General features: G+C 40.6%; 13 protein-coding genes. 1 reads left to right on the top strand and 12 read right to left on the bottom strand.

Translation table 11 applies throughout. The features are described 5' to 3' along the window. Positions 1–291: 291 nt before the first annotated feature. The 11 genes from trxA to zapA form a co-directional block, all read right to left on the bottom strand. Complete coding sequence (trxA, locus tag CD33_RS05005; protein ID WP_036198749.1) at positions 292–606, bottom strand: thioredoxin; 315 nt, start codon at positions 604–606, stop codon at positions 292–294. Between the two features lie 215 nt (positions 607–821). After that, complete coding sequence (locus CD33_RS05000) at positions 822–1,799, bottom strand: electron transfer flavoprotein subunit alpha/FixB family protein (RefSeq protein ID WP_036198748.1); 978 nt, start codon at positions 1,797–1,799, stop codon at positions 822–824. Between the two features lie 117 nt (positions 1,800–1,916). After that, entirely contained in the window at positions 1,917–2,690 is a 774-nt protein-coding gene (locus CD33_RS04995) for an electron transfer flavoprotein subunit beta/FixA family protein (RefSeq protein WP_036198747.1), read from the bottom strand. 79 nt (positions 2,691–2,769) lie between these two features. After that, a complete protein-coding gene (locus CD33_RS04990) occupies positions 2,770–3,543 on the bottom strand; it encodes an enoyl-CoA hydratase (protein ID WP_036198746.1) in 774 nt (257 codons plus the stop codon). 171 nt (positions 3,544–3,714) lie between these two features. After that, entirely contained in the window at positions 3,715–4,296 is a 582-nt protein-coding gene (gene fadR, locus CD33_RS04985; protein ID WP_036198745.1) for a fatty acid metabolism transcriptional regulator FadR, read from the bottom strand. 175 nt (positions 4,297–4,471) lie between these two features. Beyond that, on the bottom strand, positions 4,472–6,166 hold the full coding sequence (locus CD33_RS04980; protein WP_036198744.1) for a long-chain-fatty-acid--CoA ligase: 1,695 nt from the start codon (positions 6,164–6,166) through the stop codon (positions 4,472–4,474). Between the two features lie 338 nt (positions 6,167–6,504). Next, entirely contained in the window at positions 6,505–6,918 is a 414-nt protein-coding gene (locus tag CD33_RS04975; protein ID WP_036198743.1) for a DUF350 domain-containing protein, read from the bottom strand. 144 nt (positions 6,919–7,062) lie between these two features. Continuing rightward, positions 7,063–9,429 carry an endonuclease MutS2 gene (locus CD33_RS04970; protein WP_036198742.1) on the bottom strand — a complete coding sequence of 789 codons (2,367 nt, stop codon included), beginning with the start codon at positions 9,427–9,429 and terminating at the stop codon, positions 7,063–7,065. Positions 9,430–9,468: 39 nt separating this feature from the next. After that, complete coding sequence (polX, locus tag CD33_RS04965) at positions 9,469–11,178, bottom strand: DNA polymerase/3'-5' exonuclease PolX (RefSeq protein ID WP_036198741.1); 1,710 nt, start codon at positions 11,176–11,178, stop codon at positions 9,469–9,471. Positions 11,179–11,319: 141 nt separating this feature from the next. Continuing rightward, positions 11,320–11,862 carry a CvpA family protein gene (locus CD33_RS04960; RefSeq protein ID WP_036198740.1) on the bottom strand — a complete coding sequence of 181 codons (543 nt, stop codon included), beginning with the start codon at positions 11,860–11,862 and terminating at the stop codon, positions 11,320–11,322. 5 nt (positions 11,863–11,867) lie between these two features. Continuing rightward, positions 11,868–12,128: a cell division protein ZapA gene (zapA, locus tag CD33_RS04955; RefSeq protein WP_036198739.1), complete on the bottom strand. Its 261-nt coding sequence runs from the start codon at positions 12,126–12,128 to the stop codon at positions 11,868–11,870. Between the two features lie 454 nt (positions 12,129–12,582). Here zapA and rnhC point away from each other — a divergent pair, with 454 nt between their 5' ends. Continuing rightward, complete coding sequence (gene rnhC, locus CD33_RS04950) at positions 12,583–13,539, top strand: ribonuclease HIII (RefSeq protein WP_036198738.1); 957 nt, start codon at positions 12,583–12,585, stop codon at positions 13,537–13,539. A 45-nt stretch (positions 13,540–13,584) separates the two neighbouring features. On the opposite strand, the gene CD33_RS04945 is transcribed toward rnhC, so the two are convergent. Then, positions 13,585–15,018 carry a sodium:solute symporter family protein gene (locus CD33_RS04945; protein WP_036198737.1) on the bottom strand — a complete coding sequence of 478 codons (1,434 nt, stop codon included), beginning with the start codon at positions 15,016–15,018 and terminating at the stop codon, positions 13,585–13,587. Between the last annotated feature and the right edge of the window lie 32 nt (positions 15,019–15,050).

Here is a 15,050-nt window from a genome sequence, read left to right as displayed (position 1 = left end):
CAATTGCTAACAATATATATAAGGTACACATATTGTATAGTTGCATTTAGGTGCGCCTTCATAAACACACAAGCCGCAGAGCCAACTTGTAATTGACACTGCGACTTGTTCTGTGGGATTAATAGGAAAGCCTGTTTTGGCGACAATGCGAAAACATTGCATGATTGTCCATTGCGTTTGCGAAGGACCACCTACCGCATTTATCCGCAGCTTGCATCGATGCTGCGAAATCCGGTTATATAGTTAATACAAAAAATATCCCAAAAGCACTAAAACTTTTGGGACAATTTCTTATTGGTTTTCGTTGATAAACTCGATTAAAGCTTCTTTAGGTTGGAATCCAACTGTTTTCGCTTTTAGCTCACCGTCTTTGAATAAAAGTAAAGTAGGAATCGACATTACTTGGTATTCAGCAGCTGTTGCCTGATTATTGTCGACATCAAGTTTTGCGATTTTAACTTGGTCGCCGATTTCTGAATCAATTTCTTCCAGCACAGGAGCGATCATTTTACATGGTCCACACCAAGTAGCCCAAAAATCTACTAATACAACGCCTGACGCGATTTCTTCCGAAAAGTTTTGATCTGTTACATGAACAATTGCCATTTTATTGCCTCCTTAAATCTAACATCTGAATGTAGTATATCACGATAGAAATAATTGAGGTAGTAAAGTGAACTGAAATCGATACATAAAATTTACAATTCTTTTATAATCTTAATGTTTAAAAATAGAGCAAAAGAAATTAAATTTATGTCCCATTATTCACACCATACAAAAACCTCACCAATAGTATGGCGAGGTTTTTCATCCTTTATTGATTAAGAATTTACTTTTAGCGCTTTAAATTCTTCAATTAACATTGGAATTACTTCAAATAAATCACCGACAATTCCATAGTCCGCTACTTTAAAGATGTTTGCTTCCGGATCTTTATTGATCGCAACAATTACTTTCGAATTGGACATCCCAGCCAAGTGCTGGATCGCACCGGAAATTCCTGCTGCAATATACAGGTCCGGAGTTACAACTTTACCAGTTTGTCCGATTTGAAGTGAATAGTCGCAGTAATCAGCGTCACATGCGCCCCGTGATGCACCGACAGCCCCACCAAGTAGGTTGGCGAGTTCTTTTAATGGCTCGAAACCTTCCGCTGATTTGACGCCACGTCCACCGGCAACCACAATTTTTGCTTCCGATAAATCCACACCAGTTGTTGCTTTACGTACAACGTCTTTAATGATTGTACGTAAATTTTGGACATCAACTGAAATGGATGCTACATCACCAGTTCGGCTTGCATTTTTCTCCAATGGTTTAATATTGTTTGGACGGATCGTTACAAATACTATCCCATCTTTCACCTTTACTTTTTCAAACGCTTTGCCGGAATAAATTGGGCGGATGTAAACTGCCCCTTCCCCCGAGCCTTCGATTTCGGTTACATCCGAAATGAGGCCGGATGACAATCTTGAAGCTAATTTAGGCGATAAATCTTTCCCCAAAGATGTATGGCCGAAAATGATGCCTTCCGGTTTTTCCTGTTCGCATACTGCCAAAAATGCCTGGCTATAGCCATCCGATGTATATGATTTTAAATGTGGGTGTTCAACGGTTACAACTCGATCTGCACCATAAGCGATTAACTCGCTGGCCAAGTTTGCAACACTATCTCCTAGCAATACCCCTACAACTTCGCCACCGTCAGCAATTTGCTTTGCAGCAGCGATTGCTTCAAATGAAACATTACGTAATACACCCTCACGAACTTCGCCCAATACCAATACTTTGTTTGCCATATGAAAACCCCTCCGTTACCGTCTTTGTTTGCGGATGGAAAATTATAACCTAATCTATCCGCCTAAGTGCGTCTAGGTAATCGCCATAAAATTTGCGATTAGCCAGTTTTCCAATCATTAGATTACTTTTGCCTCTGAATGAAGTAAGTTCACAAGTTCCTTCACTTGTTGTGAAAGTTCACCTTCTAAAACACGACCAGCTGCTTTTTGAGGTGGCAGATAAATATCCACAACTTCAATTTTCACTTCTACATCTTCCTCATCAATATCTAAATCATCGAGTTCCAGCTCTGCAAGCGGTTTCTTTTTCGCTTTCATTATCCCTGGCAGAGATGGGTAGCGCGGTTCGTTCAACCCTTGTTGAGCTGTCACTAATAACGGTAAAGCAGTTTCGATAATCTCCGAATCCCCTTCTATATCTCGCACTATCTTTACATTTGTTCCGTCAATTTCCAAATCGGTAATGGTTGTAACATAATTGATGCCCAGTAAATCCGCAACACGTGGCCCAACTTGCCCAGTACCGCCATCAATAGCCACATTACCTGCTAAAATTAAATCAACCTCTTTATCTTTTAAATATTCCGCTAGAATATATGCGGCAGAATACTGATCTAATTTATCTAAATCGTCTTCTGTATTAATGAGGACCGCTTCGTCGGCACCCATCGCAAGGGCCGTTCTAAGCTGCTTCTCGGCGTCTTCTCCACCGATTGTCACGACTGTCACTTTTCCACCCTTTGCATCGCGGATTTGAATGGCTTCTTCGATTGCATACTCATCATAAGGGTTGATGATGAATTCAGCTCCATCATCTTGAATCTTCCCATTTGAAATAACAATTTTTTCCTCTGTGTCAAAAGTGCGCTTAACTAATACAAAAATATTCATTTACAATAACCTCCCAATGCGATTATCAGATTGCTTGTACAATCTATGTTTTATTTTGCCAAGCTATGAAACTAACAAATTATTTACCTGTAAATGTAGCCTTCCGTTTTTCAAGAAATGCTTGAATCCCCTCTTTTGCATCCTCTGATTCAAATACTGTTCCAAAACTTTCAGCTTCCGCCTTCACACCATCGTAATAGGCTTGGTGTTTTCCATATTGGAGCATTTCAATTGTTGCTTTTAAGGTAACAGGGCTTTTGAGAGCAATCTTCTTGGCGATTTCAATAGATTTTGGCAGAAGCTCTTCCGCTTCAAATGCCCGCGTTGCAAGACCTGATTGAACCGCTTCTGTTCCTGTTATCGGCTCACTGGTAAAGAGCATTTCTGCCGCTTTTGCAACACCGACATAACGCGGCAATCGCTGTGTCCCCGCAAAACCTGGAATCAACCCCAGTTGCAACTCAGGCAACCCCAATTTGGCATCATGGGAGACATACCGAATATGGCACGCCATCGCGAGCTCTAAGCCGCCACCTAAAGCAGCTCCATGAATGGCCGCGATCACCGGTTTCGTGAAACTCTCCAATCGCTCAAACACCTTCTGGCCACTGGTAGACAATTGGGTGAATTCCTCACCCGAAGAAACTTCTGTAAATTCTTTTATGTCCGCCCCGGCAGAGAAGAATCGCCCCTCACCATGAAGAACTATTACACGAATAGCATCATCATTTTCTGCAGCATTCAGCATTTCATCAACTTCCAAAATCAAGCCACGTGATAATGCATTGGCAGGAGGACGTTGAATTGTTACAATTGCTACCCCTTCTTCAACTTTCCAACTTAGAAATTCCATTCTCCCACTCCCTTTAAATAAACCGGCCAATCGCTATCCCTTATTAGTGATTAGCCTTCATTTCGCTATCCAGTCAGATGATTGGATTATCTAAAAAGTCATTGCCCCTTATTGTATCTATAGTCGATTACAAGACCCGCAAAACGATCTCCCCGATACGCTTGGAGCTTGTTAACCCTTAAGACCGTTTAACAAGATATGTCTGACTTTCGGTGCGGTTTCCATTAAATCGTATCGAAACTCATTCATGACCCAACTTGTAATCGTTTCATCAATTGTTCCAAATACCATTTGACGGGCAATTCTAACATCCATAGCTGAATTGAATTCCCCTTTGAACATCCCCTCGATAAGAATCTCATCAAGCAGCTTCAAATATTCTTTTAAGATGGAGTTGATTTTCAACCTGATTTCTTTGTTAGACTGCCTTAACTCCAATTGCGTTACAGTTGCAAGGTGGCGATCATTTGCTAAAACATTAAAATGGTTATCAATCATTTTTGATAATTTATCGGAAGATGATTCACCATTTGAAATGATTTCCTGTAGAGATTCTACGAAGACACCCATTTTTTCTTGAAAGACGGAAATGAGAATATCCTCTTTATTTTTGAAATATAAATAAATGGTTCCGTCTGCAACACCCGCCTGCTTTGCAATCTTGGAAATTTGCGCTTGATGATAGCCGTTTTCCGCTATTGCAATCACAGCCGCATCAATGATTTGTTTATATTTGGGTTTATCCCGTTTCATGCTGTTCACCGCCATTAATAACTCGGCTATAATCACACTTTTTGTGATGTGTTAAAGCCTTCGCTCTATTTCTTTAGACGAATTGTGGCCTAAAAAAATACGAAAATATGAATGACTATTCATTCATATTTTCATATTATAATTTAATAAAGATTCTGTCAATCTTTGAGTTAAATTATTTTGCTTGCACTGCATTCATTTTTTGTTTTTCCTCTTCCACCAAGGCACGTCTTAAAATCTTTCCGACCGCTGTCTTCGGCAATTCTTTACGGAACTCATATTGACGAGGAACTTTATATGCTGCAAGATTTTCACGGCAATATTTATTCAATTCATCTTCGGTTACGGATTTACCTTCTTTCAGTACAACATATGCCTTAACAGTTTCCCCGCGATAAGGATCCGGTATACCCGCCACTACACACTCGGAAATAGCTTCATGCTCATAAAGCACCTCTTCGACTTCACGCGGATAAATATTGAAGCCCCCCGCAATGATCATATCCTTTTTGCGATCCACTACATAAAAATAACCGTCTTTGTCCATATATCCTAAATCACCAGTTAAAAACCATCCATTCACAAAAGTCATCGCCGTATCTTCCGGTCGATTCCAGTAACCTTTCATCACTTGCGGGCCCTTTACGGCGATTTCCCCCACCTCACCTTCGGGTAGTATCTCACCATCCGATGACCTGATAATTGCTGCATCCGTATCGGGCCACGGCACCCCTATCGACCCGGCTACTCGATTTTCCCAGATGAAGTTGGCGTGAGTGACAGGTGATGTCTCTGTTAGTCCATAACCTTCCACAAGTTTGCCGCCCGTCACTGCTTCGAATTTTTGCTGAACTTCTACAGGCAACGGCGAGGATCCGCTTAAGCAGGCTTTAATGGACGATAAATTATAATTGCCTATCTCTGGATGATTTAATAACCCGATATACATCGTGGGCGCGCCCGGGAAAAGTGTAGGTTTTTGTTTTTCGATCGTTTTCAGTACAAGCTCCACATCAAATTTAGGGAGCAAAACCATTTTAGAGCCTTGCATAACCGACAAGAGCAGGACCGTAGTCATTCCGTACACATGGAAAAATGGCAATACACCCAAAAGGATCTCTTCTCCTTTTTTGCACTGGTACATCCAAGCATCACACATTTTTGTATTGGCTATTAAGTTTTTATGTGAAAGCATTACTCCTTTTGGCGAGCCTGTCGTTCCCCCCGTATATTGCAGGAGCGCTATTTCACTTTCTATATCCATTGATTCTGAAGCAATTGGTGTCGGTTGGCTGCGGCGCAAAACTTCGGTAAATAAATGCGTCCCCCCTTTATGCTCCACCTTAACGCTAAAACCGTACTGTTTTTTCTGAATGAATGGATAGACAAGATTTTTAGGGAATGGTAAATAATCCTTGATGCCTGTAATGATAACGTTTTCAATTTTTGTGTCCTTTAAAACTTTTGTAATTCGTGGATATAAGATATCCATTGCCAGGATGACTTTTACCCCTGCGTCTGCCATTTGGTACTGAAGTTCACGTTCGGTATACAAAGGATTCGTTTGGACGACAATGCCTCCCGCATATAATGTACCGAAATAGGCAATTACGGACTGCGGGCAGTTTGGAAGCATGATTGCCACACGGTCCCCCTTTTCAATCCCGAGCCTTGTTAAATAGTCCGCAAATTTCAATGCCGATTCATACAATTCTTTATACTTTACATCTCTCCCCATAAAATGTATTGCTACTTTGTTTGGATAATGATTATAGGCCTTTGTCAGAAAGCTTTGAACAGGAACATTCTCGTAGGTAATACTGTGAGGTATTTCTTCGGGATATTGGGAAAGCCAAACCTTCTCAGTCATTTACAACTCCCCTTCGCTCAACATTTCAAATATTCTTACAATTTATTATAATGGAAAAAGAATAACCCTTCAATCTATTTTTATTAAACTATCATATTTTAGCTATTAAATGCACTTTTTTTCTACTTAACGATACACCGTGAAATGTGTATCCCTCATATCACCGGCTTTGCTGAAGCCGCGTGCGGATATAAAAAAGACAAGCAGATTCAATTATCTACTTGCCCCGGACACACCTAAGCCTTTTTTATAAAGTTGTTAAATAATAAATTCCTACTAATACAAATAATATGCATACCACGATCAAAACTTTTGCTAATTTTTCCATTTATTTTCTCCTACGAAATACTTGCTCCTATTACAAAAGAAAGTCCTACCGAGATTGTAAATGAAATGAAGCCCACGGAACGATTTTCATTTTCAATCTCTTCATCTACTTTAAAGCGAGGGGTTAGAAATTCAAATAAAATATAGGCAAAGATTAGTAGGGTAAATCCGAACAAACCCCAACCAAGCATCTCCAGCAAAGTTGAATGTCTTTCAATCGAATACCTGAAAATGTTGCATATCCCCAATATTTTGCCTCCGGTTGCAAGAGATACCGCTACATTGCCTTTTTTTATCTCTTCCCAATTTTTATACTTCGTCACCAATTCGAAAATAACCATTGATACAACTAAACAAAGAACTACAACACTAAAGTAACCGGCCGTTTCGACTAAAGGATGTTGCCAAAACCTCGAATCTAGCATGAAAGTCAACTCCCTTTTCACTTTTGAAATGTGATGCAAAATCTTACCCGAAATCTAGTCGGGCAAGATTGTTATTCATAATTTGCATGATCACCAGGAAGAAAAACATATTTGGGTTAATCTTCACCTGGATGAAAGATGGATTTATTTTAACTCGATTACAGTTACTCCAAATCCACCTTCTCCAGCCTCACCGTATCGGAATGACTTTACGCGTTTATGCCCTTTTAGATAGTTTTGGATTCCTTGTCTCAACGCTCCGGTTCCTTTGCCATGAATAATCGAGACACGTGGATAATTTGCCAATAGAGCATCATCAATATATTTTTCTGTTCTTAAAATTGCCTCTTCATAGCGTTCGCCACGTAAATCCAGTTCCAATTTAACATGGCCGTTGCGATTTTTCACATTCGTCATCACAACTGTCTGCTTTTCTTTTTCAGGTTTCACGTACTGTAAATCTGATTCTTCCAACTTCATTTTCAGAATGCCAATTTGGACGATCCATTCCGTATTTGATACTTTTTCGACCAACGTTCCTTTTTGACCATAACTTAATACTTTTACTTCATCACCAAGTTTTAAGTTTTGTGCCCGTTCCCGAATTTGAGCCTGTTTTTTCAGTACTTGATTTTCCTGCGGAGCCGCTGCATCCAGTTTTTTCTTCGCCTCAATCAATTCATGCTCTTTTACCACTTTACTAGCATTTACACGCATTTCACGAAGCTCCGCAATTACCTTCTCGGATTCCTTTTTCGCTTCATCGACAATTTTACGGGCTTTTTCTTTTGCTTTTTTCTCTAATACATCTTTCTTTTCATCATATGTCCTTAGCCGCTCTTCTAATTGTTCATGCAGTTGCTGGGCTTCTTCTAATAATGCATGCGCTTCATCCGCTTCACGTTCCGAACGGCGCCTGCTTTCCTCCAATGAGGCAATCATTGATTCAACTTCATGGCGATCAGAGCCTGTAAAGCTCCGTGCCTGTTCAATAATGGATTCCTTTAGGCCTAGCCGCTTGGAAATTTCAAAAGCATTTGAACGGCCAGGCACACCAATTAGAAGTCGATAGGTGGGGCTTAACGTCTCGATATCAAACTCTACACTTGCATTGACAACCCCTGGACGATTATAACCATATGCTTTTAATTCCGGGTAATGGGTTGTCGCCATTACTCGGGCTCCCCGCCCTACGACTTCGTCCAATATGGAAATTGCCAAGGCTGCCCCTTCTTGTGGGTCAGTCCCCGCTCCCAATTCATCGAATAGTACAAGAGAACGCGCATCGAACTTTCCTAATATATCTACAATATTGACCATATGGGAAGAGAAGGTCGATAGAGATTGTTCAATTGATTGTTCATCGCCAATATCTGCAAATAATTGATCGAAGACTGCCAATTCCGAACCGTCCAATGCCGGCACAGGTAACCCTGCCTGCGCCATTAATGTACATAGGCCCACTGTTTTCAATGTAACTGTTTTACCGCCTGTGTTTGGGCCGGTAATAACAATCGCAGTAATATCTTGACCAAAATCAATCGTGTTCGGGACCGCTTCTTCCATTGAAATCAACGGATGTCTTGCTCTGACAAGCCGGATGTACCCTTCTTGATTCATCTTCGGTTTTGTACATTTATTCGCTTGGCCATACTTACCTTTTGCAAGGATTACATCAATATCCCCCAGAATCTGCACCAAGACAAATAAGTCATGTGCTACTTCCTGCACTTTTGCCGATAATTCTAACAGGATCCGCTCGATCTCCGCTTTTTCCTTCACTTTCAGACGTTGTATTTCGTTATTAGCTTGTACAACAGATTCCGGCTCGATAAATAGCGTCTGACCTGAGGATGACTGGTCATGGACGATTCCACCGTAATGTCCACGGTATTCTTGTTTAACCGGAATAACAAAACGATCGTTCCGTATTGTGACGATGGCATCCGACAGCATTTTTGTAGCGTTTGACCCACGCGTCAAGCTTTCAAGTTTTTGTCTCACCTTTGCTTCTTCTGCACGGAGAGATTGGCGAATTGAACGCAATGTGGTACTTGCGGAGTCCAGAACCGCTCCATTATCATCAATACAATCATTGATTTCATGCTGTAATGCCGTTAAGATAGGCATTTGTTCTTTTCTCTCGATAAAATGTGGAATCGCAATATCTTCTTCCTGTTCGATGTCCTCTATGAAGTTGCGGAGAATTCTACTCGCTCGAATCGTACTTGCTATCTCCATCAGTTCGATGGGACTTAACATCCCGCCAATCTGCGCTCGCTTCGATTGCGGACGTACATCAAAAATACCGCCCATTGGTACATTTCCTTTTACTCGTAAAATGGAAAGTCCCTCATCCATTTCTTCCAATAGTTCGACTACTGTATCAAAATCAGTTTCGGGAATAAGTTGCTCGATTGCACTTTTCCCTAATGATGAGGTACAAAAATTAGCAACTTGCTCACGTACTTTATCATACTCCAATGTTTTCAATGCGCGTTCAGCGATCACTCCTGAACACCTCCTGCCTTTTCAAATCATCCAATAACCTTACTTGTTTTTGTTTATAAAAGTTTCAAATTGTTCTAATGACCATGTATTTACGATCAATTCTTTTTTCAGCCATGCTTTCTGGGCATACTTTGTACCGATTTCCATCACATCCAGCTGTTCAATCGCATGGGCATCCGTGTTGATGGCGATAGGCACATTTTGCTCCATAGCCAATATTAAATGTTCGATACGTAAATCTAGCCGGTATGGGCTCGCGTTCAGTTCAAGGATTTTGCCATATTGGGCTGCCCATTCGATTAATTGCGGGATGTCCGGGTTATAGCCTTCACGCTGCCCAATAATGCGGCCGGTTGGATGGGCAATCATATGAACGTTTGGATTTTGAATTGCTGTAAATAGCCTTTCCATGATTGTTTCTTGCGGTTGCGAGAAACTTGAATGGATCGATGCAATGACAAAATCCAGTTCCATTAAAACGTCATCTTCAAAGTCTAAAGAACCATCCGGCAATATATCCATTTCTGTTCCTGCGAATAAACGGAATTGTGGATGAGCCTCATTAAATTCAATTATTTCTATTCGTTGTTTTTTTAATCTTTCAGGAGTAAGACCATTCGCCACTTTTAAATATTGTGAATGGTCCGTGATTACACCATGCGTATAGCCCCGCCCGATCAAAGCCTCCCCCATCTCTTTTACGGTATGGGCTCCATCGGACCATGTTGTATGCATATGCAGATCAGAAACGATCTGCTCTAAGCTGACAAGACCATCCAGTTCACTTATACGTTCCAACTCTTTTCCAGACTCGCGTACTGTCGGTGGAATAAAAGGTAATCCGAGATGGTCAAAAAACGCTTCCTCAGAAGTAAAGGTCATAATCGAGCCATCTGGTTGTTCGACTCCGTATTCACTGATTTTCTTCCCTTGTTCTTTGGCTAGCTGACGCATCCGAACATTATGATCTTTTGAACCAGTGAAATGGTGAAGAGCCGTTGCATATTCCTTTGGTGCCACGAGGCGGAAATCGACACTTACAGGATCTTCCGACTCCAATATAACAGATACTTTCGTGTCTCCGGCTGCTACTACTTCCTTCACAGCGAGATTTTTCAGTAATTGGTCTTTTACCATTCCTGGCTGTTCAGTCGCCACAATAAAGTCGACATCTTTGCTCATTTCACTGACGCGGCGGAAACTTCCTGCAACAGAAAAGTTTTGGATGGCTTCAATTGATTGCAATAATTCATTTATTTCTTCAACAATTTCTCGTAAATACCAAATCGGTAATCTTTCACTGCGTTCCCCGAAGTGCTCGAGTTCTTTAAGTATCTTTTCTTCCGACTTTGGCCCGAAACCGGCAAGTTTTTGTATTTTATTCGATTCACAAGCCTCTTTTAAGCTTTCTGCACTATCAACACCCAGTTCACTATACAGTTTCGCTAATTTTTTCCCGCCTAAACCAGGCAATTTTAATAAGGGAATCAATCCTTTAGGGACTGCCTGCTCGAGTTCTTTTAGTTGGGAAGATGCACCTGTTTCAATTAGTTCATGAATGACAGCCGCCGTACCTTTTCCAATTCCTTTTAGTTTCGTAATATCTTCAATTTCATTTAAACTACGCTCGTCCAATTCCAGTGCATTGGCCGCTTTACGGAATGCAGAAACCTTAAACGGATTCTCCCCTTGAAGTTCCATAAGCAGCGCAATTTTCTCAAGTGTTTTAATGACAATCTTTTTATTCATGATATACCCCCTATAAGAAATACTGAATGGTCCACCATTCCTTCATTGTTCGCGGAAAAAGGAAATGCCCCAAAAAGTCGCTTTGGGACATTTCCTTAAAATCGATTATCTACGACTGACGATAATCCTCATCTCATATGTCTATTGCTCTTTATAGATATACCACCAATCTTGCACCATGTTTGTAAAAATTGGCGTATGCTCCAGCATGAGCTTTGCAATGATGGAACCATCCATAATATTTTGAATGGACCCTACCGGCAGCAGTGCAATCACATACATGGCAATAAATAATATTAAATAAAACTCAACAAAACAGAGAATTGCACCCAGCAGACGGTTCACTGAATTCAGTATTGGCAAATAAGTCAAAAAATCAAAGATGGAGCCAAGAATTTGCAAGGCGATTTTTACTCCAAAGAAAATCACTGCAAAGGCAATGATTCGATAAAATGTTTGATCCACATTCAGCGAATCAAGAACAAGCATCATTGAAGAATCGTCTGTAATGCCCGGGTACGGAATCCATAAAACAAATTTTTCCGCAAGCGGTTTATAATAAATATACGCTACAATAAGTGCAACAAAAAAGCTAACAAGATGGATGGCCTGAACGATGAAGCCACGTTTAAGCCCTACTAGGATACTAGCAGCAAATATAATAAGTAATATAATATCTAGCATTCAATTCAACCCTTTAATTTTTTCAATTCTTCCTCAAGCTTTTCAACTTGTTCTTTTAATTTTAGTAATTCATGTACGGTATTGACAGCAGTTAACACGGCAAGCTTCGAACTATCCAGTGAAGGATTATGTACACGTATTTCTCGCATTTTATCATCTACTATAGAAGCAACTAATCTCATATGCCCCGTAGACTCCGTTCCTACCATTTTATAGGAATGGCCATAAATTTCTACGGATATTCGATTTTTCTCTTGGTCAGCCATGCAATACCTCCTAAAACTTTAGCAAAAAACATTTGATCATGAAATTTCTCATCTTATAATTCAATCCAGTTATTTGGATGATATATAGATTTGATTATTTTTACTTCAGTAGAATATACCAATAAAATTTATAATACATATCATACCATCTTTACTTTGCACAGTACAACTACATTAAGGTTACAAAACCAATACCATCAATACTTTTGGTCGTTCAAATAAATTTATGGCTGTCAAAATTGATGGATAACCATGGAAGAAATCAAAAAGAAATTCAGTCATTTCCAACCGAACTGATCAGGGATTTTTCTATTGCCGCAAATGAAAACACGTTATAATGACACTATAATATATGGTACTTCCCAAAGATACGCCATCATCATTTTGTAGGAATTTAGAACAGAAGATACTGTTTTGTTGTCTGTGTACCTCAAAGGAAGAAAGGACCGAAATAATGACAAATATTGTGTTGCAGCTTTCAAGTGAAGTACAAAATCAGGTGAAATCCTATTATGCTTCATCCAAAATCGAACGAAATGCTCCCGGAGTTATTTTTGCGGCCAAGCTCTCTGATACCGCCATAACGGTCTATAAATCGGGGAAAGTGATGTTTCAGGGCAGCGGTGCTGTAAGAGAAGCCGGCCGCTGGGGTGAAATAGGTATTTCCTCTTCCGAGAAGGCCTCTCTATCCAATTCAGGGAAATTGTTGAATACGAAAGGGGATGCACTGCCGGAGAACTTCGCTGCTATGTCCGTATTGGGATCGGATGAAACCGGAACCGGTGATTACTTCGGGCCAGTCACAGTGGCAGCAGTGTATGTACCAAAGGATAAAATCGCACTCATCCATGAGCTCGGGGTGAAGGACTCCAAAATGTTGAATGACAAGTTGATGTTAAAAATTGCTCCAGACATTATGGCTGTTTGTCCCCATAGCATCCTTACACTCCGCAATGATAAATATAATGCCATTCAAGCCAAAGGATATTCCCAAGGTAAAATCAAGGCAATTTTGCATAACCAAGCCTTGAAGCACGTCTTGACGAAGATGGAGCCTATAAAACCAGAATATATTTTGATCGATCAATTTGCAGAGCGAAATATTTATTATAATCATATAAAAAATGAGAAAGAAATTATCCGGGAAAAGGTACTATTCTCAACAAAAGCAGAACAGCTTCACACTGCTGTTGCTGCTGCATCCATTCTTGCCCGTTATGCCTTCTTGAAAGAAATGGACCGGATATCAAAAATAGTAGGTATGAGTCTGCAAAAAGGGGCGAGCGGCAAAGTAGATGAAATGGCTGCACGGATTTGGCTGGAATATGGCGAGGATACATTGAAGTCGATCTCCAAATGGCATTTTGCCAACACGGAAAAGGCTAGAAAGTTAATGAATAAGAAAAAGTAAAATCAAAAAAGAGAAACGCTTCAAGCATATGGCGTTTCTCTTTTTTTATGCTTTTTCCACTTCCATTGTTCTTTTTAAATCTGCATTATTTGGTAGAATTAGAGAAACAATGATCGTTAGAATTGCAGAAATCAATACCCCCCAAAGGATTCCAAACAATACGGAGAAAAGCGCACCTGAAAGCAAGCCGATTCTGCCTCCCCAAACCGAAACCCGGCTATTCTGCGAGCCCATCTCAAAGTTCTCTACTTTCCGTTTTTTCCATAAAAGACCCACAATCAATACCGGTACGACCCCGCCACCTGTTAATGTATAGGCAAAAGAGAAAAGGTTAATGATGGATTCCGAAAAATTCGCGGCCAGCGTTGAGAAGATCCCGACCATCACGACAAGCCATTTAGAAAGGACAATTAACTTTCCATCTTTTAGTTCCTTCGAAAAAGGGATGACAAGATCATTCACAATGACAATGGCTGCAGAGTGCAATAATGAGGAGGCACTCGAAATGGCTGCTAAGAAGATAAGTATGAAAAAGACAAGTGCGGTCGATTGCGTCATCTCGTTTAAAATTAACCATGGAATTGCATTTGCAGAATCAATATCCGGGTTTAATGCTCTTACAATCATGCCCGAGACAGAGGCCAGGATGGTAAAGATGATAGCCCCGATTCCACTGTACAACATTGCCCGGCTCGCCGATTTCGGATTTTGTGCAGCAAAGCATCGTTGCCAGTACACCTGGGCTGCCAGTACTCCAAAGCATCCTGTAACAAAGAGTGTCACCACTTCCCAACCAGATATATGAAGTTGCGTTAAGTGGCTTGCATTGACTTCAGCCAGCATCGTTTTTAAATTTGAATAACTAAAATCAATTTTTGCGAAAACCTTGATATAAAACCAAATGGCGATGCCTAACAATAAGACACCCTGTATAAAATCGGTCCAAACGACGGATAGCATTCCACCTACTGTTGTATAGATGATAAACACCGCCGAGAAGAAGAAAATTAACGGAAGCGGATCTGCTCCTGTGAATACGGAGAAAAGTTGCCCCATCCCCTTTGCCTGGCCGCCGATCCAGGCAATCATGATCGCGGAAGTCAGTATTCCCACAATCGCTCTCGAGATTTTATCTCTCAAGATTAAGTCGTCTAATAGTTCCGCAATACTTTTATAAGTAAATTTTGCGGCAAATCCTGCAAATAACAAAGCAAAGAGTATTTTTGCACCTTGCTCCCCAATAATGAAAGGGATATTGGCGATTCCGGTTTCAAACCCTTTTGAAGAGTGCCCAACAAAGTTCCCCACTCCCATAATTGTCGCTAAATCGGTAAATAGTAGCAGGAAAAATGGCAGCGTACCTCCAGCAATTGCAAATTGCATAAAGCTTTCTTTCGACTTTTTTCTAAATCTCAAAGACATGCCAATAAAAAATAGACTCAATACCACTGTCACAATCCAGGTCCAGGCAGCGAGCATCAGTTTCCCCCCTTGAATCAGAAATATTCCAT

This window comes from Ureibacillus sinduriensis BLB-1 = JCM 15800, assembly GCF_000772955.1.
In the GTDB taxonomy this organism is placed as follows: Bacteria; Bacillota; Bacilli; order Bacillales_A; family Planococcaceae; genus Ureibacillus; species Ureibacillus sinduriensis.
This window is presented reverse-complemented; position numbering and strand designations above follow the sequence as displayed.

Coding starts and splice junctions, on each gene's coding strand:
- trxA (WP_036198749.1), bottom strand. CDS start 606: ATGGCAATTGTTCATGTAACAGATCAAAACTTTTCGGAAGAAATCGCG.
- CD33_RS05000 (WP_036198748.1), bottom strand. CDS start 1,799: ATGGCAAACAAAGTATTGGTATTGGGCGAAGTTCGTGAGGGTGTATTA.
- CD33_RS04995 (WP_036198747.1), bottom strand. CDS start 2,690: ATGAATATTTTTGTATTAGTTAAGCGCACTTTTGACACAGAGGAAAAA.
- CD33_RS04990 (WP_036198746.1), bottom strand. CDS start 3,543: ATGGAATTTCTAAGTTGGAAAGTTGAAGAAGGGGTAGCAATTGTAACA.
- fadR (WP_036198745.1), bottom strand. CDS start 4,296: ATGAAACGGGATAAACCCAAATATAAACAAATCATTGATGCGGCTGTG.
- CD33_RS04980 (WP_036198744.1), bottom strand. CDS start 6,166: ATGACTGAGAAGGTTTGGCTTTCCCAATATCCCGAAGAAATACCTCAC.
- CD33_RS04975 (WP_036198743.1), bottom strand. CDS start 6,918: ATGCTAGATTCGAGGTTTTGGCAACATCCTTTAGTCGAAACGGCCGGT.
- polX (WP_036198741.1), bottom strand. CDS start 11,178: ATGAATAAAAAGATTGTCATTAAAACACTTGAGAAAATTGCGCTGCTT.
- CD33_RS04960 (WP_036198740.1), bottom strand. CDS start 11,862: ATGCTAGATATTATATTACTTATTATATTTGCTGCTAGTATCCTAGTA.
- zapA (WP_036198739.1), bottom strand. CDS start 12,128: ATGGCTGACCAAGAGAAAAATCGAATATCCGTAGAAATTTATGGCCAT.
- rnhC (WP_036198738.1), top strand. CDS start 12,583: ATGACAAATATTGTGTTGCAGCTTTCAAGTGAAGTACAAAATCAGGTG.
- CD33_RS04945 (WP_036198737.1), bottom strand. CDS start 15,018: ATGCTCGCTGCCTGGACCTGGATTGTGACAGTGGTATTGAGTCTATTT.